Here is a 22,012-nt window from a genome sequence, read left to right on the forward strand (position 1 = left end):
GGCAGGCGTTAAACTTTGTTTGACTTCTTTACTTCTTGATTCTCGTGTTCCGTCAGACGAGCCTGGTTGTACGCAGCGATTTGATGGCCCTCAACTACATTGAGGACTGGTTTCGTCAATTCTGCCAACGCAACGGTTCTGGCTTGTTTTGGTTGAAGGGACAGGAATATCCCTTGGAACTGGCATTAGTTGAAGGGTTTTCGAATGCAGTTCGCCATGCCCATCACGAACTTCCCAAGGAAACCCAAATCAAAATCGATGTATCGCTGTGGGATGATCGCATCGAAATCCGCATTTGGGATCAGGGCAAACCATTTGACCCCAACAGTTTGGAAGAGCCGAAGCCAGGGACGTTGCGGTTGGGAGGCTATGGCTGGTTTTTGTTGCGGCGGTTGGCCGATCGGGTTGAATACGAACGCTGCCGCACTGGAGGTAATTGTTTGCTAATTGTGAAATATGGATTGGCGCGATCGCGCATGCTGGAAGAATCCAGCGTTGCACCTAATTGAGGGTAAATTGGGTGGAGGTCAACGCATCCGTTGTCTTTGTTTTTTTAGAAGTTTTTAGCCACGAAGGTGGGATTCAAACCCACATTCAGGATATTTTGAGTACCTACCATGAGCTCGGTGCGCCTCCAGCCAAGGTATTTGTCTTGCGGGATGGGCTCGACGACCCAAATCCCTTCTCTTCAAAGCGCTTGAGCTGGGAGTTTTTCAAAACTTCGAACTTGATGCTGGGGCGCATGAACCTTTCTAGTACGCTGTTCTACTATTTGCGTAAGCATCGTCCGCGCCATGTGTTTTGCGGTCATACCAATCTCGCTCCGCCGATTTGGCTGATGTGCAAACTGCTGCGGATTCCTTACACCGTACTAACTTACGGGAAGGAAGTTTGGAAGCCGTTGCCGCTGGTGTATCGCTGGGCGCTGCAGCAGGCCGATCAGGTGTGGACGATTAGTCGCTATACGCGTGATCGCCTTTGTAGCGTTCATCGAGTCCAGCCCCACAAAGTTCAGTTGTTGCCCTGTATGGTCAAGGGCGATCGCTACACGCCGGGCGAGAAATCGGCCACCCTCTTGCAGCATTACGGCTTGTCTAACGGCTTATCGAACAGTCGGGTGCTGATGACCGTAGCGCGGCTGTGGATTGGCGACCCTTACAAAGGTGTCGATATTACAATTCGCGCTCTGCCAACCATCCTGCAGGTATGTCCTGATGTGAAGTATTTGGTTGTGGGTCGGGGCAACGATATGCCACGACTGGTGAAACTGGCAATGGATCTAGGAGTGCGCGATCGCGTTATCTTTGCAGGATTTGTTCCCACCGAAACTTTGGTTGAACATTACCGCTTGGCAGATGTGTATGTCATGCCCTCTCAAGAAGGATTTGGCATTGCGTACCTGGAGGCGATGGCTTGTGGTGTGCCTGTGCTAGCGGGAGATGCGGATGGATCTGCCGAACCGCTCATGGATGGACGCTTGGGTTGGCAAGTGCCTCACCGCAACCCGGATGCTGTAGCCGCTGCCTGTATCGATATCTTGGGACGCATTGCGCAACATCGGCAGCATGATCAGACCCATCCCAATACCCCCCCACCCGAATTGCGATGTGATGGAGGTTGGCTGAGGCAGGAGGCGATCGCCAATTTCGGAGAAGCTGCCTTTCAGCAACGGCTACAGCAGTTGTTGCAGCACGCAATCCAGCCTCATCAGTAGCCCAAAAGCCGCCCACAAAGTTCGGAAATCTTTCCTGGGAGGATCGAACTGTCTCTCGCTATGCTGATAATATGAACCGAACAGCGGCTCCTTGCCCCGCACGACAGGAGGTTGTCATGAACCAAAACCAATTCAGCAAATTGCAACTAAATCTATCCGGCCTGTGGGGATGGGTAGGACTATTTGCGTTTGTGTGGTTGTTGGGGTCGATTGGCTTGGGCTGGTTGGTCAAGTCAGTTCTGTTTTTGATAGCATTCTTGGCGATCGCACCTGTCATTGGCTTTTTTGTCTTCCGTTGGTGGCTCCAGCGTAATGTGGTAGAAGCGGCTTGCCCGGTGTGTGGCACGCTTTCGGCTGGGCTCAATGGTACTCAGATGCGTTGCCCCAGTTGTAGCGAAGCCCTAAAAGTTGAGCAAGGAAAGTTTCTGCGCATTACCCCTCCGGGAACCGTTGATGTTGAAGCGATCGAGGTTTCCGCCAAGCAGATTGAAGATTAAATCTCATAAAAATTTCGACCTCATTAAAATACAGCCTTTAGAACTCTGTGTCGCCCGCCTAGCAGGCGGCACAGAGCTTTAGGATTTTATGTTTAATGCTCACCCTACAAGGTTTTATCGCTGAGTTTATTGGCGCTTATTGGGTTGGAATTGGGGTCGTCTGCCAATCCACATCAGCATACCTACCAACAACAGTACCGGAGTAAACCAGTTGCCCCACCGGACGTACAGCGTTTGAATTTGGCGGCGATAGATAGTGGCTGCATAAGTTTGAAATTCACGGTAATTGGAGAGCCACAGCGTTCTGCCGTGAGGGTTGACAACGCCGGATAGCCCTGTGTTGGTGGCTCGAACCGCATAGCGGCTGGTTTCCACCGATCGCATCACATCCTGGGCATGGTGCTGCGCCATCATCGGTCGTTTGTAGGGATCATTGTTGGATGCGGTGAGAATGAACTCGCCACCGGCAGCGGCCTGATTGCGGAACAGGCTGGCAAAGGGAGATTCATAGCAAATAGCGGCGATCGCCCGTCCAAAGGGTGTGTCAAACCGTTGGTCTGGCGAACCGGGCAGCATGGAGTCGCCCATGGTTGACAGGCGCGAAATCACTTGTCCCAAGACTGCTTCAAAGGGAATGTATTCCCCTAGAGGAACCAGCTTAATTTTGTCGAACTGGCTATAAATCTCGCCATCGCCGGTAATTGTGAACAGCGTTTGGGTGTAGCGTCCGTTGCGGGTGCCAAAGGTGCCTACCCAGGCAGGTACGCCTCTCTGCAAAATGGCCTGATATAGCGGATTTTGCGATTGGGTTGGGGTATTCACCCAGCGCCACGGCAGCGATCCTTCTGGCGTGATCACCACATCTACTCCCTGATTGGCCAGGGTATTGTAGCCACGGACGTAATTTGCGATCGCCAGTTGGTAGCCCTGTTCCGACAGTTTGATGCGGGTGGGCACGTTGCCCTGGACAATACCAACGGTGAGGGCCTGATTGGGGTCATCATTCAGCGGTTGAGCATAGAGCGCCCAGCCGAGCGTGTGGAATCCGATAAGGAGGGCGATCGCCGCTGTCGAATATTGCTGCAGCAGTTTGCCCGAATCTCGCTGAAGCCACGCTAAGATAGCCTCTGCTAAACAGCCATTCACCAACAGCAGCGCAGCCGTTACGGTCATCGGGCCTGATAGTTGCCCCAGATGCAGGATCGGCAGGTTAAACGGACTCTGGGTATAGGAGATTGAAGTCCAGTACAGCGGGCCGTGTTCCCAAAGTTGCTCCAATCCACACCACACGGCAGTGCTTAAAACAATGCGCACCGCAGGCAAGTTGAACTTGGCTGTTTTGGCCGCTGCCGAACGGTTTATCCAGAAGAGGCTGAGGCTCCAAACGACGGGAATGGCGGCTCCCCATAGGGTGATGAACACCCAAGCAAAGATGGCGATCGCCACACTTGCCAACCAGGGAATGCCCATCCACGTCAGCGGGTGCAAATCTAGAATCCATGACAGCGCCAGCCCGTGATAGCCCAAACCCCAGCAAAACGCCAGCGCTACACCCCACCGCCAAGAGCGCTGCGGCCCTTGGTTTACCAACACCCATAGCGGCACCACTGCAACCCAGGCAAAAAACCAGGCATTAAACGGCGCAGGAGCCATTCCCATCAAGATGCCGCTGAGCAGCGTGATGCAGCATTGAAGCGGCCAGGATGAGAACAATTTCAACATGATGCAGGAAATTGGTAGACGGGCTAAATACGGCGATCGCCAGCATTAAGCCTTGCTTGCAGCCTTCTTCGCTTTTTCTTTTTCGCGCTTGGCGGCAGCTTTGGCAGCGGCTTTTTCAGCCTTCTCTGCTGTGACCCGTTCGGCCTCAGCTTTTTGCTTTTCCTCTTCTACCTTATCGAGATAGTAGTGGTAGTCGCCACGGAACAGGCGCAGTTCGCCATCCCGCACTTCCACAATCTTGTTAGCGACCTGGGAGATGAAGTAACGATCGTGCGACACAATCAGCACCGTGCCGTCATAGGCTTGCAGCGCTTCTTCCAACATTTCCTTGGCGGGAATGTCGAGGTGGTTCGTCGGCTCGTCCAGAATCAGCAAGTTCGCGGGCTGAAGCAGCATTTTGGCCAGGGCAAGACGAGCTTTTTCGCCACCGCTCAGGGACTCTACTCTCTTTAACACCGTTTCGCCGCTAAACAGGAAGCGTCCCAACAGCGTGCGCACTTCCTCATTCTTCCAATCGGGAACCTCATCGTGGATGGTGTCCATCACGGTTTTGCGGAGATCCAGCGCTTCGGCCTGGTTTTGCTCAAAATAGCCGGGAATGACGTTGTGCTTGCCCAGTTCCACAGCCCCTTCGCTGGGCGGCTCCATACCCATGATCATGCGCAACAGGGTGGATTTACCGCAGCCATTTGGCCCCAGAAACGCGATGCGATCGCCCCGTTCCACCAGCAAATTTGCACCCAGGTACAGAATCTTGTCGTCATAAACATGAGTTAGATCCTTGATTTCCACCACTTCGCGACCGCTGCGGGGTGCCGGGGGAAACTGAAACTTGAGTGTCCGCGCCTGCCCACCCGGAGCTTCGATGCGCTCAATTTTGGAGAGTTGCTTTTCTCGGCTCTTGGCCTGGGTGCTGCGGGTGGCGCTAGCCCGAAAGCGATCGACAAACTCTTGCTGCTTTTCCAGTTCCTTTTGTTGACGCTCGTAGGCGCTGAGTTGGGCCTCGCGGTTCAGGGCTTTTTGCTCCAAATAGGAGGAATAGTTGCCCAGGTAGGTGGTGGATACTCCAAACTCAGTTTCGACAATTTGGTTGCACAGGCGATCGAGAAATTCTCGGTCGTGAGACACCACCACCATCGGCGTGGTCAAACCCCTCAAATAGATTTCTAACCACTCAATCGTTTCCAAATCGAGATGGTTGGTCGGCTCGTCCAGCAACAAAATGTCGGGCGATTGCAGCAAAATTTTGCCTAAGCTCATGCGCATTTGCCAACCGCCGCTAAAGGAGCTAACGAGGCGATCGCCATCCTCTAACTCAAAGCCCATTTCTGGCAAAATTTTCTCAATTCTAGCTTCCAGCCCATAGCCATCTAGCGACTCAAACCGCCGCTGATAGCGATCGAGTTCATGGATCAACCGATCGAGCTCATCAGGATCAGCCGTTTCCATCTCCTTTTGCACACGATGCAGATGATGCTGTGCCTCGTTTGCCTCGGTAAACACCGTCCAAAACTCTTCGCGGACGGTGCGCGTTGGCTCTACTTCAAATTCTTGCGTGAGGTAGGCAATATGAAGGCTGTTAGGACGAATGACCTCACCAGATGTGGGTTCCATCTCCCCGGCAATAATCTTGAGCTGGGTGGACTTTCCGGCCCCATTCACCCCCACAAGCCCAATGCGATCGCCCGGTTTGAGCTCCCAGTTCACATCTTTGAGAACTTCTCCTGTGGGGTAAACCTTGCTAATGTGCTCCAGTCGCAGCATCTCACTTCCTCGCTTTCACAATACTTACATTCACGAATCCGGCTCTGTACAAGCCCTTGACCTTTCAATTGCTGCACTCAAGCGGCACAGCAGACGTTGAGGCCGCTACGACGGACACAGTGCCAATCCGTCAGCATTGCTAAAACAGGCGATCGCAATCAACTGATCACTCACAGGGTTAATGTTGAAGCTTGTATATCTCTAAATATCTTAATGAAGATTTGTACGAATGCCTAACCCGATTTTCTCGGAAGAATTCTAAGGCGGGCGATCGCTCCCTATTTCATCGGAATGCTAGAGGCGTGGATTACCCTCAGAGGCCGACTTCTTGCAGAATCGACATCACCAAGCCCGATTAGTTATCAATTTCGGCCATCTCAATCACTCGGCCATCCCAATCCTTCACCAAAAAGTTGAGCGGCTTATCACGACGAATTTTGTACTGAGCACCGCGCAACTGCACCCGCATCAACAACAGCTCCATGCAGTCGTGGTCAAAGCATACATGGCGTTGTCGATCCTTTTGCCCCAAGCTCGCTCCGGTAATAATGTGGAGCTGGGTATTTTTCTTGAGCTGGTACCACAACCCGTCGGGCTGGTTGTTGACCGATCGCATCGTTTGGGTGCTCATGCCGTAGGTGGGCGAGTACAGCGGATCTAGCCCGCCAGAACCTAGTGTTTGCTCATAGTTGTAGTAGTAGTGCAGCGGCACATCGGCAGCCGCCAACTCCAGCACCTCTTCATAAAACCGGCGAGCCAGCTCCAAATCCGACACCATCACGGTGTAAACCTTGGGCGCACTCGACAAGAACATCCACATAGCCCCGGCATAGGCCACCAGCAGCATTACCATGACTCCCTGAGTGGAAAGCAACCCATCCACCAAAGGCAAGGCCAACAATACAGGCAAGCTAGACACGCTTGGCAGCATAGAACCAAACTCTAAAACAACCATGAGCTAATCATGAACCAGAGATACAATCGTGGGCTTGCTCAACAAAGGTGAGCGAAAGCACTTTTAGTCTATCAACATCTCTTTTGGTTCATCAAAAATTGACATAGCGCATCTTGGGTACCACGTGATGCAGCTCGTATTGGATGGACTTGGGCATTGGACGACAATAGGGTTGACCTGGAGTTAAAACACGCAGCAACCAAGTCTCAAAAGTATCTCAACTTGGCTGGAGCGTGAATTGAGAGATTGAGTCTGAAAGCAAAATTTGAGCAAAATTTCCAATAGCGGCAAAGAGCAGTAGGACAATAAAACAAAGGGCTATTGAAGGGTCTTCGGCACCTCACAGACTACTCGAAAACCGTCAAAGCGGAGAATACCACCGGGACTGCCATAGCAGCGATACGCCGAGCGGCAACCGCTCGGCGTAAAGTGCCAGCAGCCGCCGCGGTTTACTCTGAAATCGCTTTCTCCCCCTGTCACCCAGGCAGTTCCGTCGATCGGGGCACCCTCGTAATTCTCATGCCAGTGATCCAAACACCATTCCAAGACATTGCCATGCATCTCACACAATCCAAAGGCATTGGCAATGCCAAAATGATCCACTGGCGTTGTCGTTTGGCGGTATTCCCCTTTCGGCCCACTCCCATAAGAACCTGAAGATGACCAAGCACCATTCTGATGGTCTGTACCACGGTAATTGGCCAACTGTGTAGTAATCGTTTCTCCAAAATAAAAAGGTGTTGTCGTTCCAGCACGACAGGCATATTCCCATTCGGCCTCAGTGGGGAGTCGGTAAGTCCGTTTCGTGTAACGAGAGAGGCGATCGCACCATTCCACTGCGTGATACCAACTCACTTGATTTACCGGATGGCGATTCTTGGCCCAAGAGGCTTCGCCAACGCCTTTAAAGCTGGAAGGGTCTGGCTTGATCGCTCGATTCACGACAGGCAAGCGGGCGATCGCTCGCCATTGCTCCTGAGTGACAGGATAGCGCCCCATAAGAAACGGAGGAACGGTCACAGAATGCTGTGGCCCTTCGTTATCATGCCGTTTTAGTTCACCTTCTGGAGAACCCATCAGGAAGGTGCCTGTGGGAATCTGAATCATTTCCAGTCCGAGTCCGTTGCCCAGGTCTTCGATGAAAGACTGAGTTGGTTGTTTTTGCCGTTGGAAGGGAAATTTTGGCATGGGTGGGAAGTGATCAAATTTTACGAGGGCTTGTTGCGGGGTATATCTGACCATTGAGAACTTGCACTCTGTCCCGACGACCCGGCAAGTCTAAATAGGGACAGCCCTCGACCTGTTGCTTGAGGGTTAATGTTTCGTCGCCAGGGGCAATCCACAAAACACGCCCCTGCTTGATCCAGGGAGCTAAATCAAAATCATCAGCGGCTCGATCATAGGGGGGATAATTTAAGTAGACCATTGGGTATTCAATGTTCTCTAGGTTGGGGTTTGGGCTACCATCCTTTTCATCAAACGTGATGGCAATGGTATTGGACCATTCTTTGAACTGGGGTCTAACATCATCCCAGGGAACAGGCTTGACCTCGCTGAAGTAGACGAGGGGATAAGCGATATGAGATCCGACGTTGAACTGCGAAATCACCACCTTGATGGCAGGGAAGTTGAGTGTATGAGTAAAAACAAATGGCACTTCAGGCCCAGGGCTAACGCTTAACGGTGATGAAGAGGGTTCTCCTCGCAAAGCGACGGCTCCTGAGAGCGACCAAAAGTGGGGACACAACCGATGGCGCTCGCGAGGTCGATAGACATTGCTCTCAACGATTCTACGCCAGTCGTGCGCTCCAGTTGCCCACCACAGTCCATCCAGGTCATAGAAATCAAAGGAGTGGTAGTTAATCGCTTGACAAAAAGGGCAGCGACTCAGGGGAACAACGGGAACTTGATTCTTGTAGATTTGAACGATTTCTTTCATCCGTGCATCGCTTGCGCGAGACGCTTCTGCCAATGCATTAAATGCCGCCTCATCTTCAAGTGGATACTGAGCACGCATCTCTGACATGAGCGTCCAGCCATCCGTGTATCGTTTATAGAGTAAAAAGAATTCATCGAGTAACGCTCGTCGTTGCTCAGGTGTAAAAGGTGTGGTTTCAGGGATAGACATCAGCGTTAGGAGGGCGTGTTGACAGAGGAGGGAGCACAGGTACAAAGCCGAAGAGAAGCAGCATATTGCTTTGTATTAATCACCCTTACAAAGCCATATACAAGGTTCTTGACCCACTGCTTGATGCCGCTGCTGGACAGCCCTTGCTTGTAAGCTCCTTAGCAGTGGGTAACAAACAGCGTACTGGCGATAAACGGTGAGCCAAGCGCATCACAGATTTAGGCAAGTTTGCATGCTGGCTCCCGTTACTATGCACCGCTACCGTCTTTCATGATGCATCGTGGGAAAAATGTAGAGCGGTGATGTGAGGTTTATGGCCAACTGTGTACAGCTCTAGGGATTGTCATCTAATCAAGCTGAAATCTTAATGCACCAGCCGAAAAAGGCCCTAGCCCGTTCACAACAGCGGGCATGATGCCCTGAGTGTGCAAGGATATCACTTTGAGTTAATGACGCGCCCTAGTGTGCTGGATGCCTCGATTTCTCAGCCTTTTGCTATATTTTGAAGGCAACGGATGCACTGAGTGCCCTTTCCTTAGGCATCATGGAAGTCATGGATTTGGAGAACTGTAAGGATGAGCGGGCAAATTTTGTTGGTGGATGATGAGCCGGGTTTGCGGCAGGCTGTCCAGGCTTATTTAGAAGACAGCGGATTCACCGTTCAGGCTGCGGCCAATGCCAACGAGGGATGGAGCAAGCTAGAGCAAACCATGCCCGATTTGGTCATCTCCGACATTATGATGCCCCAGGTGGATGGGTACCAGTTTTTGCAGCAGTTGCGCGAAGACCCACGGTTTGAAACGTTGCCCGTGGTGTTTTTGACTGCTCGGGGTATGACAGCCGATCGCATCCAAGGCTATCAGGCTGGTTGCGACGCCTATTTGCCCAAACCGTTCGATCCAGAAGAGTTGGTGGCGATCGTGACAACGTTGCTGGAACGGCGCACTGCCTTGAGTAAGGCGGCGAGTGATGGCGATCGCTCCGAGATTTCAGAAATTCGGGAGCAGATTGCCCAGATCAAAGCCATGCTGACTCAGCGCGGCGGAGTCACCCAAACCCCGTCGCCCATTAAAATCGACTTTACGCCGCGTGAACAAAGCGTGTTGGATTTGGTGGTGGAAGGGTTGATGAATAAAGAAATTGCGCGACGGTTAGAAACGAGCGTACGCAACGTTGAAAAGTATGTAAGTCGATTGTTTATTAAAACAGGAACCAACAGCCGCACTGAACTGGTGCGCTATGCGCTGGAACATGGCTTGGCCAAGTAGTTGCTTGATGATGATTGAAATGATTGAGCAAGACCTGCGCAACTGCTGTTGAATTGGCTGGATGCATTGATAGCGCGATCGCTCATCCAGACGGCAAATGCGGATGAGAAACAGGGGCGATCGCCCCTGTTTTTTGCTGAGCTTCTTTGCTGCGTTTCTGTAGGGAGGCTTCTGTGCTGAGTGGTTACACCTGCCTAAGTGAAGTGATATGTCGTTTCGTTGCGATATGGTAACAGTTCGTTTTGAGCCTTAATGTGCTGTTATTCTCAGATTCAATCAAATTGGGTAACGGAGATTACACAATGAAAGCAGTGAATCATCTTGGGCGATCGGTCACATTCGCACTGCTGATGGCAGTGTCATCTTTTGGCGTATTGATGCTGATGGCGACCCAAACAGCAAACATGCCTTAACCCTTTCTCAGAATTCTGAGGACGATTGTTACGCAACATAAACATTTGCTCAGCGATCGTCCTCCACAATTCCTAATACATACTCGCCTTCGTTCACACTGTGGTTTATAGATGTGTCGAACACAAAGCCTGAATGTTGCGATCGCACCTCGACCACCTGTGGCATTTCTCCGTCTTTGTTAAAGACCAGGAGTTGATAGATCACCTGTTGGGGCTGCACGCGATCGCCCAGTTGCAAGCGTGATTGCACAAACCCGCCTGTTGGTGCATAGTAGCGATGCATCTGTTCCCGCGAGATGAGCCGCATGGGGTGACTCGGTAGCTTGTGGCCTGACTGCTCACAACCCGACTGACGAATCATCTGCTTGGCCGTGAAGTAATTCCAAATGCCCTGCCGAGCTTGCGCGATCGCCTCTGCGTTTAGCTGCATGGCAGACCCAATCTCAAACGTCCATGCTTCCACCTCAAACCGCAGGGGACAACCCAACGTTGCATAGGCCGACTCCAGCGCTAACCAGGGCTTGATGAAAGACTCATCAAAGGCGTTGCCATCATACTGATCCAGCAAAATCCCTAATTCGAGTTGGAACAGCAGCGCACTGGCTTGGCGATCGCGAAAGAAATACACATAAGGCACACCCAAGTCTGAAGAGGTGTGTAAGTCAATCACGTAGTCTGCATCAATGGCAAAGGATTGGAGCAAATAGCGATACTTTTCTCGAAATGGGGCTCCCATGTCACCCGTAATCTCGGTCTCTAGTGCGGCAAAGGCCGTTTGGATTTGGTGGCGAAAGGCGTGCTGAATTTCAGCTGGAGGGTGGTGCAGTCGAGCTTTGGCAAAGGCCAAAATCTCGCCAACTTCCATCTCGTAATCCCAAAAGATGCGGTTCCAGTCGTAGCCGTCGTACGGGTTGTAGCGTCCCGATGAGAAATGATGCGATCGCCCATTCACCCCAATGGGATTGCACACGGGCACCAGCCAAATTTCCCCAGCCAACTGGGTAGGCTCCAACGCAGACAAGGCTTGCATTAGCTCATAAGCCACGGCATTGCCAGCCAGCTCGGCTCCGTGCAAGTTAGCCTGAATGTATGCTTTTTTACCCGGGTGTGCCCCAACAAACTTGTAGATCTGAAGAGAGAGGCGATCGCCCGAAGCTAGAGTTTGCAACGGAATCGTTTCAATCTTAGGTATCACAATAGGTCCATGTTCAGATTCATTGATCACGCCAAACATTTGTAAACTCTGGGAACTGCTTCCACAGAAGTTCGTCAAGAAGTTTGTTAGATAGTGTATGGTATTCGCCCATCAAGGCGATGCAATGATGGCTTTTTTGTCATAGTGTTCGATTAACTGCAATGGCCAGGTATTGCATAGTTTTCAAGAGCACAGTTTTCAGAGCACAGTTTGCAAAGATTTAGTTGCCCTGTTGAGGAGAAGACTCATGAGCAGCGTATTGTCAATACGGTTGACGATGTTGGGTGCAATCGGAGGTTTATTCATTTCGGCCCCTGCTGCGATCGCCGCTGGAACGATGGTAAGTACAGTTGGCCCTAGTGCTGTCACGGCTGAGGTCTCCAGTGGATTGGGCTCTGCATCGTCTGATGCGGTGCAGGTGGCCCAAGAGTGGGGAAACGAAGACTGGGAGCGCCGCCGGGTCGAGGAACGAGAGCAACAGTGGGAACGCGAAAATGGCCGTGGTGATGATGATACCTCCGACCCACGAGATGCCCGTGAGGAATGGTTTCGCGAAAATCGTTCAGAGCGCGATCGCGATCGCCGTCCATCCAGCCATCCAAGCCGCAATCGCATTATCTATCGCGACACCCATCCCAACAGCCGCCGTAACAATACATGGGAAAACGACTGGAACTATCGCTACAACGATCGTGATGAATACCGTAGCCGTAGCAGCAACTGCTATGTCGCGTTTCAAACCCATTCGGGCATTCGCAACAGTCGGGATGCCGAATCAATCGCGCGGGAATTTATTGGATGTGAAGTGGGAATTCATCCCTATTCCAATATCATTCGCATTAGCAATATTTCTCAAATTCATGACTGGGGCGATCGCACTTGGGTGATTCGAGGTGTGCTTGATCGCGATAGCTTTAGTGTGCGCATCAACAGCAGCAACGCCCAAATTGTGCACTACGAGCGCAGCCCAGTTACCAGCAACCGCATCAATATTTGGCCGTTTTAAGCGTCAAACCTTTCTTGATTCGCAACCCAAGTGAGCGAAGGCAACATGGCCTCACGCCAGATTGGGTTCAGGGCCTGCCGCAGGGGTGACACCACGCACTCCTGCGGCAGGCCCATATTTGTATGGGCGTTGCGCTGCAAACATGGGTGCTTTGGCTGATCTAGAACTGGCGTTTCCTAAAGTTGAAATTCCTGAAAATGATTCATCAGGCCAATGACTGGTAAATAGACATCACCGCCATCCCTACAGCAACGCAATGATCATTAGGATCGTGAGAACAATCGGGAGAAACGGAAACTGAGAAAGATCTTCCGTCACATCACGAAACCATCCGCAATTGATGCAGATATAACGGCTTTCACCATGGAGCACAACGCTTCGTTGACCGCAGTTAGGACAGGCAAGATGATGAGGATGCTGAGGATGAAACGAATCGAGTTGGGATACCATAGCGACCTTTCTCCTGAAGATGGGTGAATCGAGCGACTAACTGGGGGCAAGCAATCACGATAGTCGGTGACGAATGCTCGCTATATTGCTGTGAGTAATGATGCAATAAGCGAACAGCGCTTTGACTGAAACTGAGTAATGATGAACTGAACACCAGACTCAAGAACTCACATGGTCATATCTTGATATGGATAAAGTGTTATGCACAGGCGTTGTAGAGGATAGGTGTGGCAGGATTGGGTTGGCGATCGCCCGTTCCTATTGGTAAAAACCAGCCAACCTTTTTGTATCCCAAAATACTTTTTGTCCCTAATGTGTACTGCATAACCCAATTTGTTTGGAAAATATGGGATCTATGCAGCATCGGACGGTTGCCCCAACGGTTTTCACCTGCCAAAAGTTCGGACAAAATTTAGCCCGCCTTCGCAATGACCCATTCCAGTTCTGCCGATCATCAGCGCATCTACCAGCTCTACCATTACTTGTGCAAATGTCTTGCGATCGCCTATAAAGCCAACGGCGAACCCAGCAAATTGGCCATTGAAGGCCGATTGAACAAGTCAAATTTGCGCAGAATTGTGGGGCGCATTTTGGAATATGACGGAAGTACCCCACTCGATCAGGCAGACATTCCTCGGTTTGGCAATGTCACCACAGGCGACGTGGTCGATATGTTGGTGCAGCTCAACCACAGCCTTAAAGCAGACTACATGAAGCACAAAGAACCCTATACGCGGGTTCTCACGCAAGAAGATATTTTGACGGTGCTATACAAGCTGATTGAACTGACGCCCCTGGAGCGGCGTGAGCTGGGATTGCCTGCCGGAGACGGCATGACACTGCTGCAACAAGCGTTACTTGTGCTGCAAACTTCAGGCCAGCAGCACAATTACGACATGATTTTTCGGGTTTATAAATCGGCGGTAGGCTTAGACTTTGCAGATAGTGAGCCTGCCTTACACAACATTGATCAGGTGGATCAGCTCATTGCCACTACGGTGCAACAAGCCTTGAGCTACCTGCCATCACGGCCCGGTTGGCGGCGGGGCAATGAGCCCTCTGTGAGTAGTCGAGATGAGACGGTACGCGAGTTAACGCAAAAAGCTCAGCGCGAAATTCGACGGTTGCTAGCCCGTAGCGGCAATCATCAAAGCCTGGTGAACAGTCGGGCTATGGTGGATTCTTATGTGCAGCACTATTTGCAACCGGCGTTTGTGATGAAGCTGGCGCGGACGGTGGTTGCCAATGAGCGGCTGACTGATCAGTTTCCGGTGTACCTCAAGCGCATCACCATTGAAGCCTGTGGGCCATTACCCTTTGCCGATCGCGAATTGGGTGTATTGCCAGGAGATGGCCCCTATCCTGCGATGCTGCACCCTGCCCTGCGACGGTTGGAGCAACAGCAACACGATCGCGAGAATGGGGCATCGCGCCCAGATCCGCGTGATCCACGCCATTTGCCAAAACCCGGAGATTACGAGCTGGCTTCGCAGGAAGCGTCGCGGGTGGTGGCGGAGTTTTACATTAAGGTGCCCGAAGGCTACAAGCCCTCCATCAAGCGGGTATTTGAGCGGTTGTCTAGTGAGGATGGGCGGCGGGTTGATTTTTCCCTGAGCAGTACTGGAATTGGCGGCACGCTTTCCCATGTGATTAAGGTGATCAATGTGGCGCTGCTGGCGGATTTGCCATCTCTGAGGCACTTTTTTGCGATCGCCCACGATGTCACCTCGACTCAGCAAATTATTCGAGATAATGTATCGTCGCCCGTTTGGGCGCACAGTTTGGTGAAGCTGTGCCACAAGGTCACCGTAGGGCAAGCCTTGCAGCTGTGCAACATGGATCAAATGCGGTTTTACGAAGAGTTTGCCTTTGGCAACCCCACCGGACAGGGCGATTATTGTGGCTTCGACTTTTTGCTGGCTCAGGCCCAGGCTGCGCTCCACGCCAGGTTGCAGGCCATTCGTAATAGTGGCGTGGACCCCAAACAGTATGTGCAGCAGTTTTGTCGCCGCACTGAGCAAATGATGGCGCTGCAAGATGGCTGGTCTTACGTCACGGGTTATCCCTTTTCCTCGTTGGCAATGGTGGGCACGATTGAGCGCGAAATTTTGCAGCCCAATGTGGGCGATCGCCCCCTCACCAAAACCGATTCGTACATCTATTTCGAAGCCTACCTATCCATGATTGAGGTGCTGCTGGATGAGGGCTACTATCGTCCTGCATGGCGTTACCTCAAGCGATTGCAAGTGTTAGATGGGCTCAAGCAACAGGGCCTAGAGTCGGTTGACCCGGCCTCGCAACAAAACGGCTCCATGGCTGAGGTGTTTTCGGGCTCGATGATTGTACGCTATCTGCTGTGTCAGGCCCATTACTATTATCTGTACGACACCGAAGACCCCGACCCTGCCTATTTGCCCAAAGACTGCCAAGCCGACATTAACCGAGAGGGCTTGATTCAGCGAGCATGGCGCACCCTAGAGCAAGCGCGCAAGCAAGTGGGCATTCGCCTGTGCAAGTATGTGTTGCTCAATGAAGTCTCGCAGGGAACGTTTCATCCCCACTATGCACTGCTGGCCCGCATTGCCTTTTTGCGGGCCAAGCTGTTGCTGTTCTTTCCCAAATACGTGGCTCCCGATGCCTCATTGCCTAGCGATCGCATGAATGTGGTGCCTCGCACCAACGCATCCATCTATGGCGGTCGGCTGTATTTGCTTGAAAAGGCACGTTTGTATGCCGCAGCCGATGGCGATAGCGAAAGCTATGCCTGCTACGCCGCGATGCAATGTTGGGCGCATTTAATGGCGGCGTTTGCCAATGCCGACGAGGATTTAACGCTGCCGATTGCCGGACGAGAAGCCCAGTTGTCGAGGTTGGAATGCTTGAAGTGGGCCAAGCAACTCCGCGACCATGCCCTTGTAAGCTATGCCGAAACCGGACGACAATGCTATTACCAAATTAAAGAAAAGAGTGGGTTGCCCCGCCAAAGCGACGATTTTGGGCCTTACCGGATTCAAAAAATTCCCGCGATTTACGAGGCACGGGGAGCGGAATACATCCAGTTGGGACAGGCCAATGCCGATATGTTGGTGCTGGATATGGACTTGTTGGGGGTGAGCCCTGGCGATTTGCCCAAGATGTCGCCTCACCATCCGGCACAGACGATTTATTTGTTTGGGGCCAATGCCTGCTATTTGTTTTTTGCTCGGGGCATGTATTTGCTGTGCAGCCAAACGACAGCGGAGTTCGAAAAGGCCGATCGCCCATCTCATCCAATTCATTGGGAAACGAAGCTCACTCAGGCAATGCGGTTGCTGAATATGGCCTGGGCGATCGCAGAGGAAGGTGGCGAAATTCACCGAAGCACCGATGGAGCAGAGCGCATTCTCCGAATTACGCGATCGCTCAGGCCGCAGCAGCAATCCCATGAGTATACCTCGCAGGATGTGGAGTCGGTGCGCGATTTGTATCCCCGGCGGGTGACCGAAATTGCCGACTTGGGCAAAGTGTTTGCCGCAGCCTGTTTGGTTTTGCGGCTGTACAGCACGGCTCCTAGCAATCGAGAAACTTTGGCGACCCAGGCCACTCAACTGCTGCAAGCGCTGCACAGTGGCAATCGCCTCACTCCTCTCATGCGTGCTTTAATTGCTCGTCAGCATCGCTACAATGGCCACTTGTCGGCATACCTCAGCCAAGCTCATCAAATTTTGACAGCAGAAATGGCAATTGCTCGCTACAGCACGGGGGTAGATGACGTTCAGCCGCAGCGCGATCGCTTACTCAAGCAGCTCTTTGCCGCTCTACTGGAAAACACCACAGGGCGATCGCCCATGTAACTCTTATAAGACCCTAAAACTCTGTGCCGCCCGCTGTGCGGGCGGCACAGAGTTTTAGGGTCTGGGTTTTGATGGTGTCAAGGAGCTTAGATTTGGAGCTTACGGATTTTGAGTACTTGTGCCCTGATTGGTAACCTGCCCGCTCCAGCTATTTGGCCCAAAAATATTGATGACACGCACCGCCCGATCCCAATTTGCGCCACCCACCACTTCGCCGTATTGAAACTGGGTGCGATTGCCCGATCGAGTGACAGGACGACGAACATTGGCGGGTGGGGTCGTCCCTGTAGCAGCGGGTGCTACGGGAACAATCTCACCGGTGGAGGTTATGGCGGTGGGCGTCGTGGAATCAGCTGCGGGTATTGCAACGGCAGGCGTAGCGGGAATGGCCACCCCTGAGCCGTCATCGGATGAGGCTTGTGAATCGGCACATCCTGCCACCCTTAAAAACCGAGCGTTGGATGAGCGGTAACCTGACAGCACTCCTCGGTAGCTTTGTAGGCGCGTGCGATAGGTTGCCGGAACCTGATTTGAGGCAATGAGCGAATCAATCCGCTGCAAAGCGGTTCCCCAATTTTGGGTGCAAACCGCCTGAAGGAATGACTGATACAGCACCGCAGTTTCGGGAACTTGCGCCACAGCGGGCAGACCAACGGCAGAGGACAGAGCTGCCAACAAAACAACCGATAAAAACCGTGGAGTAGAACGCATAAGCAACTTGGAGGAGCGGCAGGAGAACTGAAATAAGGTTACCCACGACGGGCAAATTTATCATCTTTCCGGCGAAGGTCTTTTGAGCGGAATATGGCAGATGGCTCAATTCTCTATCTTTTTCGCTGGATTGGCGATGAAGCTATTTGAAGCGCAAGGTGGCGATCGCCAAGCATCCCCAGCCCACAAGAAAGCCCACTCCGCCGAGTGGGGTAATTGCGCCCAGCCATTTAATGCCGCTCAGGCTGAGGGCATACAGGCTGCCAGAGAAAACCAGGGTTCCTGCAATAAAGCCAATTCCTGAAGCAATGAGTAAGCCCTGGCCCGCTTCGGCACGAGTCAGCAACAAACCTACCAGCAGTAGCGCCAGCGCATGATACATCTGATAGCGCGTGCCCGTTTCAAAAATTTCCAGGGCGCGATCGCTCAGTTTTGACTGCAAGGCATGGGCACCAAATGCCCCCGCTGCAACCGAAATGCCGCCAAATACCGCTGCGATCGCCATCAACACCCGTGCCCACACCATCCCCTACGGCTCCTTTCCTTCATGCAAAATGATCCGGTTTCCTTCTGGATCGTAGGCATAAACCTCGCGTCCATGCGAGGCTTCTACCAAATTGCCCATGGGTGTCGGCACGGTCGCATTTGGCTGAAGCTGCTGATACGCCGCTGCGATCGCTGCCATCGCGGCTTCCAAATTCCGCACCTCGACACACAGGCTCATCGCCCCTGCTGGGCGATCGCCCAGTCCCGCAAATTCGGGATTGTGTGCCCCCGGCTTAAACAATCCCAGCCGCAACCCCGGTAGCCGAAACTCGGCATACACACCCGGCAACTGCACCGCAGGCTCTAGCCCAAACACCTGCCCGTAAAACTGGGCCATGCGCTCTAACTGCCCACAGGCCAGCGCCACAAATACTGTTTTGCAATGCAGGTTGCTGTTGCTGTCTAGATTGCTGTCTGGATTAATGTTTGGGGTGCGATTCAACGCCGTTGCCTCATGTTCTGTTTCTTTTTAAAGTATGGCCTGGAAAATATGGCCTGAATATGGCCTGAGCCTGGATGCTACTGGCGCGGCGATCGCCCTTGCCGCAAGCTGCCCACTAGCCCAACCACTAGAGCGATCGCCACCACCGTGGGAGCATGAAACTCGATGGATGTGCCGCCCTGTACATTGCGCCAGCGCAATAGCCATAGCGACTCATTTCCCAGCACAAATGACGGAACATTTGCTGCCACAAAAATTGCAGGCAGCCCCGTAAAAACTAGCATTACAACCACCAAAGTCAGCGTAGTAATTGTCAAAAATCGCTTGATCTTCAATCAAACACCTCGCCCAATTCACGATTTGCAACAATGTTTGCAAAGTTTGCAAAAACTACTCAAACAAACACCCCAACTTCGACATGAATTTTTACATTATTCCAATGAAAACTGATACTGAAATTTGCCGGAAACCATTAACCACCTGATGTAGAACACCTTGATGCAGTTAGATGATTAAGGGCTCATTTGGATTTTCTTCCATAAACTTAAGAACACCTTAAGAGCGGGGTCATTTTAGGTTTTTGCGCGTATTGTTAGTGAACAAGATACCTCCTAACTGCGTCTCCAGCCTCACCCGCCTACCCTCTAGGCATTTTTGGTGGGGCTGATATTTTTTGTTCATTTAGGATGGGTTATGGCAGGTTTTCAATATAAGCCATTGATGCACCTCGCAAACTTTCAATGGCCAATCAAACGAGCGTCCCTTACAAATGTTTTTACAGCGCTAAGTCTGTTCAGTGTTTTGATTGCAATGGGCTGTACTTCTGATGCGGTGCGATCGCTTCCCTCGCCCCAAGAAGCCAGCCAACAAGCCGAAAGCATGTCGCCTCAAGAGCTTGTGGAGTTGGAAATTGATGAAGAAACGCGCGATCGCCTGCGGTTTGACCCAGCGTGGCAGCCTATGTTGCGATCGGTACAGCGCGACATCATGATTTTGAAATGGGGCAACAATCAGCTGGATAACCCCGTTTGGGAAGAATACGGCCCCAAAGCGTTTCCGCTGTTGTCTTACTATGCACGCTCCAACGACCCCACGCGGCAAGTGTACGGTGTGGTGGGCATTCGTGCTCTGGGCAAGCCCTACACCACCCTGTGGCTAGAACAGCAGTTGCAACAGCCCGATAGCCGTGCAGATTTTTATCTCATTACGAGCAACGTTGACACCTTGATTGACCCTTATGGGATGGGAGGTGATGCACCCGATTGGCAGGCGGAGTTTGGGCTGGATGATGCGGAAGTGCGCGATCGCCTGGTGGATATTGCCCGTGCCAACCTGCCGCCCAAAGAAGCCAGCGATGCCTACTACAATTCCTTTCAGCTTGGTTTTCTGCAAAGCCTGTTCCCCGATGAGAACTGGTACGCAGATGCGTGGCCCGAACCGCCCGCTGTTGACCCAACCCCATTGGAATCCTGGGGCAATTTTGACGCGATGCCATCTCCGTCGGAGCGTGATATTGAGGCGGCGCTGCGGTTCTACACCGACTTGAATCCAGAGCAGCAGAGTTATCTACTGGTGAAAATTCTAGGGGCGGTTCCGGCGGGATCTATTTCGCCTGTGGGCAAGGCTTTGCTTACCGAACTGGCCTTTTCCGACGACTTTGGCACTGTAGAAGACCAAATGTGGGCGATCGCCGAATTAGACCGCCATAACGACCCCGAAGGGAGCCGCGCCCTGCAAGCCATCCTCAATGACGACCTGACCAAGCTGCATCCGCTGAGTCGCTGGGCCAGCTACGAAGCCGACTTTGTGTGGCAACCCGAGGGCATGGATCGCGCCACCCATGCCTACTATCTGCTGCTGGGGATGGTGGAGAAATATCCCGACTCACGCTTTGCTCGTGGAGCTAAGGAGTACGGCGACCTGCGCGGCCATTCCTACTTTGGTGGCGAGCCTCGTTCCGATGCGCTGCGCGCCGAACTGGAAGCCAAAACCCCCGAGCAACGCTTGGCCGATTGGCAAACCTGGCTGCGTAACTATCCCGACCATCCCGGTGTGGATGATGCGACGTACTTTGTGGCACGTGCCCAGCAAGATACTAACAATCTTGAAGCGGCTACTCGCCTATGGATTGAGCTGCTGACTCAGCCATCGGGCGATCGCGATGCTGCCTATCTCGCCTGGGGACATGTGCGATCGCTCCTGGATGTGGGCCTTACCATTCCCCAGTTGGAATCGGTGGCCGATGCGCATCAGGGGCAGGCGATTGAACCCTTGCTGCGCTATGCGCTGGCGGTGCACTATGCCCGCGACCAGCGCTACGAAGATGCCCTGGCTACCAGCCGCGAGCTGGATATGACCCGCATGGATGCCAGCGTTTTGGATGGGTACTACCGTACGTTTCCCTGGCTGGGTGGCAGCGAGTATCGGGAAACCATGCAACAAGAGATGCAAACCCTGCTGACCGAACAGCGCCAACGCTGGCAAACGCTGCGCAACTTGCAGCAAGAAAACACGCCCGAAAGCCAATACGCCATTGCCTCCAACTGGGCCGATCGGGGTGGATGGAAGAATGGCTATCTGCCTGTTTGGAATGAGGGCCGCACCTACTTTTTGCCCACGGGTGATTGGGATACTTACTACTGCGAGGTGTATTGGACGTGCAATGAGGCACTGCGGGGAGCCGAGACGGTGCACAAGGCTTACAGTGCTGCTAGCCAAAATGCGATCGCCCTTCAGCTCTATCAATCGGTGCTGATGGAGACTGAGCTGGATTCGAAGTTGCGCGAGAAGGCCATTTTTATGATTGCATCGACAGCAATTTGGCAATGGGAAAACCATCCTCTGGGTGAAACGATGCGCATTCACCCACTGCCCAGCATGACCAATCGCCTATCACCGCAATCGGGCACTATCGAGTCTTATGAAGAATGGGATGCTCGATACAACCAGCTAGAGCAGGATTATGTGGCCTATGTAGATCGGGCGATCGCCACCTTTAAGCAAGATGCCCCCCAAAGCCAATATGTCGATGATCTGCTGTTTTCTCGCTATGCCATGAGTGGTGATGTGGCCTACCTGCAACAGATTGTGCAGCAATACCCCACGGGCGATCGCGCTGCCGAAGCCCAATTCCTGCTCGATAACCAGGGGCTACGCGAACGGTAAACCTGTGGGTTTGGGAGATGGATTTGGGGTGCGCTGTGTTCATCCCAAATTTAGCTCACTGCATCGATGCGGCAGTGATGAGCAGCATATATCGCGGATGAAAGATAAATTGGATGCGTGAGCGAAAGTTGCCAACATAGAAATCGGGTAATGTTCTAGACGTGTGGTTGTTTGTTGTGGAAATGGTGCATCGCACCATTTCC

At 52.4% G+C, this 22,012-nt stretch carries 18 protein-coding genes; 7 read left to right on the plus strand and 11 right to left on the minus strand.

The annotated features are described in order from the left end of the window. The first annotated feature begins 44 nt into the window (after positions 1–44). From ACQ4M4_RS22455 to ACQ4M4_RS22465, 3 genes are all read left to right on the plus strand, one after another. Positions 45–509 carry an ATP-binding protein gene (locus tag ACQ4M4_RS22455; RefSeq protein ID WP_430686703.1) on the plus strand — a complete coding sequence of 155 codons (465 nt, stop codon included), beginning with the start codon at positions 45–47 and terminating at the stop codon, positions 507–509. A gap of 11 nt (positions 510–520) precedes the next feature. Next, complete coding sequence (locus tag ACQ4M4_RS22460; protein ID WP_430686704.1) at positions 521–1,714, plus strand: glycosyltransferase family 4 protein; 1,194 nt, start codon at positions 521–523, stop codon at positions 1,712–1,714. Positions 1,715–1,830: 116 nt separating this feature from the next. Then, positions 1,831–2,211 (plus strand): hypothetical protein, encoded by a 381-nt coding sequence (locus tag ACQ4M4_RS22465; RefSeq protein WP_430686705.1) that lies wholly within the window; start codon positions 1,831–1,833, stop codon positions 2,209–2,211. Between the two features lie 126 nt (positions 2,212–2,337). On the opposite strand, the gene lnt is transcribed toward ACQ4M4_RS22465, so the two are convergent. The 5 genes from lnt to ACQ4M4_RS22490 form a co-directional block, all read right to left on the minus strand. Then, positions 2,338–3,933 carry an apolipoprotein N-acyltransferase gene (gene lnt, locus ACQ4M4_RS22470; protein ID WP_430686706.1) on the minus strand — a complete coding sequence of 532 codons (1,596 nt, stop codon included), beginning with the start codon at positions 3,931–3,933 and terminating at the stop codon, positions 2,338–2,340. A gap of 45 nt (positions 3,934–3,978) precedes the next feature. Beyond that, entirely contained in the window at positions 3,979–5,697 is a 1,719-nt protein-coding gene (locus tag ACQ4M4_RS22475; RefSeq protein ID WP_430686707.1) for an ABC-F family ATP-binding cassette domain-containing protein, read from the minus strand. A gap of 355 nt (positions 5,698–6,052) precedes the next feature. After that, positions 6,053–6,652, minus strand: a complete 600-nt coding sequence (locus ACQ4M4_RS22480) for a glyoxalase-like domain protein (RefSeq protein ID WP_430686708.1) — start codon at positions 6,650–6,652, stop codon at positions 6,053–6,055. Between the two features lie 318 nt (positions 6,653–6,970). Continuing rightward, positions 6,971–7,840 carry a formylglycine-generating enzyme family protein gene (locus ACQ4M4_RS22485; RefSeq protein ID WP_430686709.1) on the minus strand — a complete coding sequence of 290 codons (870 nt, stop codon included), beginning with the start codon at positions 7,838–7,840 and terminating at the stop codon, positions 6,971–6,973. A 13-nt stretch (positions 7,841–7,853) separates the two neighbouring features. Continuing rightward, entirely contained in the window at positions 7,854–8,780 is a 927-nt protein-coding gene (locus ACQ4M4_RS22490; protein ID WP_430686710.1) for a hypothetical protein, read from the minus strand. A gap of 575 nt (positions 8,781–9,355) precedes the next feature. Here ACQ4M4_RS22490 and ACQ4M4_RS22495 point away from each other — a divergent pair. Further along, positions 9,356–10,048 carry a response regulator gene (locus ACQ4M4_RS22495; protein ID WP_430686711.1) on the plus strand — a complete coding sequence of 231 codons (693 nt, stop codon included), beginning with the start codon at positions 9,356–9,358 and terminating at the stop codon, positions 10,046–10,048. Between the two features lie 462 nt (positions 10,049–10,510). On the opposite strand, the gene ACQ4M4_RS22500 is transcribed toward ACQ4M4_RS22495, so the two are convergent. After that, positions 10,511–11,656, minus strand: a complete 1,146-nt coding sequence (locus tag ACQ4M4_RS22500) for a succinylglutamate desuccinylase/aspartoacylase family protein (RefSeq protein ID WP_430686712.1) — start codon at positions 11,654–11,656, stop codon at positions 10,511–10,513. 247 nt (positions 11,657–11,903) lie between these two features. Here ACQ4M4_RS22500 and ACQ4M4_RS22505 point away from each other — a divergent pair, with 247 nt between their 5' ends. After that, the gene (locus tag ACQ4M4_RS22505; protein ID WP_430686713.1) at positions 11,904–12,662 is read left to right on the plus strand and encodes a hypothetical protein; all 759 of its coding nucleotides are present in this window, start codon (positions 11,904–11,906) and stop codon (positions 12,660–12,662) included. Between the two features lie 649 nt (positions 12,663–13,311). On the opposite strand, the gene ACQ4M4_RS22510 is transcribed toward ACQ4M4_RS22505, so the two are convergent. Then, the gene (locus ACQ4M4_RS22510) at positions 13,312–13,437 is read right to left on the minus strand and encodes a hypothetical protein (RefSeq protein ID WP_430686714.1); all 126 of its coding nucleotides are present in this window, start codon (positions 13,435–13,437) and stop codon (positions 13,312–13,314) included. 103 nt (positions 13,438–13,540) lie between these two features. Between ACQ4M4_RS22510 and ACQ4M4_RS22515 the strand changes: the two genes are divergently transcribed. Then, positions 13,541–16,945: a hypothetical protein gene (locus tag ACQ4M4_RS22515; RefSeq protein ID WP_430686715.1), complete on the plus strand. Its 3,405-nt coding sequence runs from the start codon at positions 13,541–13,543 to the stop codon at positions 16,943–16,945. A 99-nt stretch (positions 16,946–17,044) separates the two neighbouring features. On the opposite strand, the gene ACQ4M4_RS22520 is transcribed toward ACQ4M4_RS22515, so the two are convergent. The 4 genes from ACQ4M4_RS22520 to ACQ4M4_RS22535 all read right to left on the minus strand — a co-directional run bounded on the left by ACQ4M4_RS22520 (position 17,045) and on the right by ACQ4M4_RS22535 (position 18,928). After that, positions 17,045–17,656 (minus strand): hypothetical protein, encoded by a 612-nt coding sequence (locus ACQ4M4_RS22520; protein WP_430686716.1) that lies wholly within the window; start codon positions 17,654–17,656, stop codon positions 17,045–17,047. 142 nt (positions 17,657–17,798) lie between these two features. Continuing rightward, positions 17,799–18,182 carry a DUF423 domain-containing protein gene (locus ACQ4M4_RS22525; protein ID WP_430686717.1) on the minus strand — a complete coding sequence of 128 codons (384 nt, stop codon included), beginning with the start codon at positions 18,180–18,182 and terminating at the stop codon, positions 17,799–17,801. Positions 18,183–18,185: 3 nt separating this feature from the next. Beyond that, positions 18,186–18,644, minus strand: coding sequence for a VOC family protein (locus ACQ4M4_RS22530; protein ID WP_430686718.1), 459 nt, complete (start codon positions 18,642–18,644; stop codon positions 18,186–18,188). A gap of 77 nt (positions 18,645–18,721) precedes the next feature. Further along, positions 18,722–18,928 carry a hypothetical protein gene (locus ACQ4M4_RS22535; protein WP_430686719.1) on the minus strand — a complete coding sequence of 69 codons (207 nt, stop codon included), beginning with the start codon at positions 18,926–18,928 and terminating at the stop codon, positions 18,722–18,724. 526 nt (positions 18,929–19,454) lie between these two features. Between ACQ4M4_RS22535 and ACQ4M4_RS22540 the strand changes: the two genes are divergently transcribed. Continuing rightward, entirely contained in the window at positions 19,455–21,809 is a 2,355-nt protein-coding gene (locus ACQ4M4_RS22540) for a hypothetical protein (protein WP_430686720.1), read from the plus strand. Positions 21,810–22,012 lie beyond the last annotated feature (203 nt).

Source organism: Leptolyngbya sp. AN02str (assembly GCF_050565595.1).
GTDB lineage: Bacteria > Cyanobacteriota > Cyanobacteriia > Elainellales > Elainellaceae > Kaiparowitsia.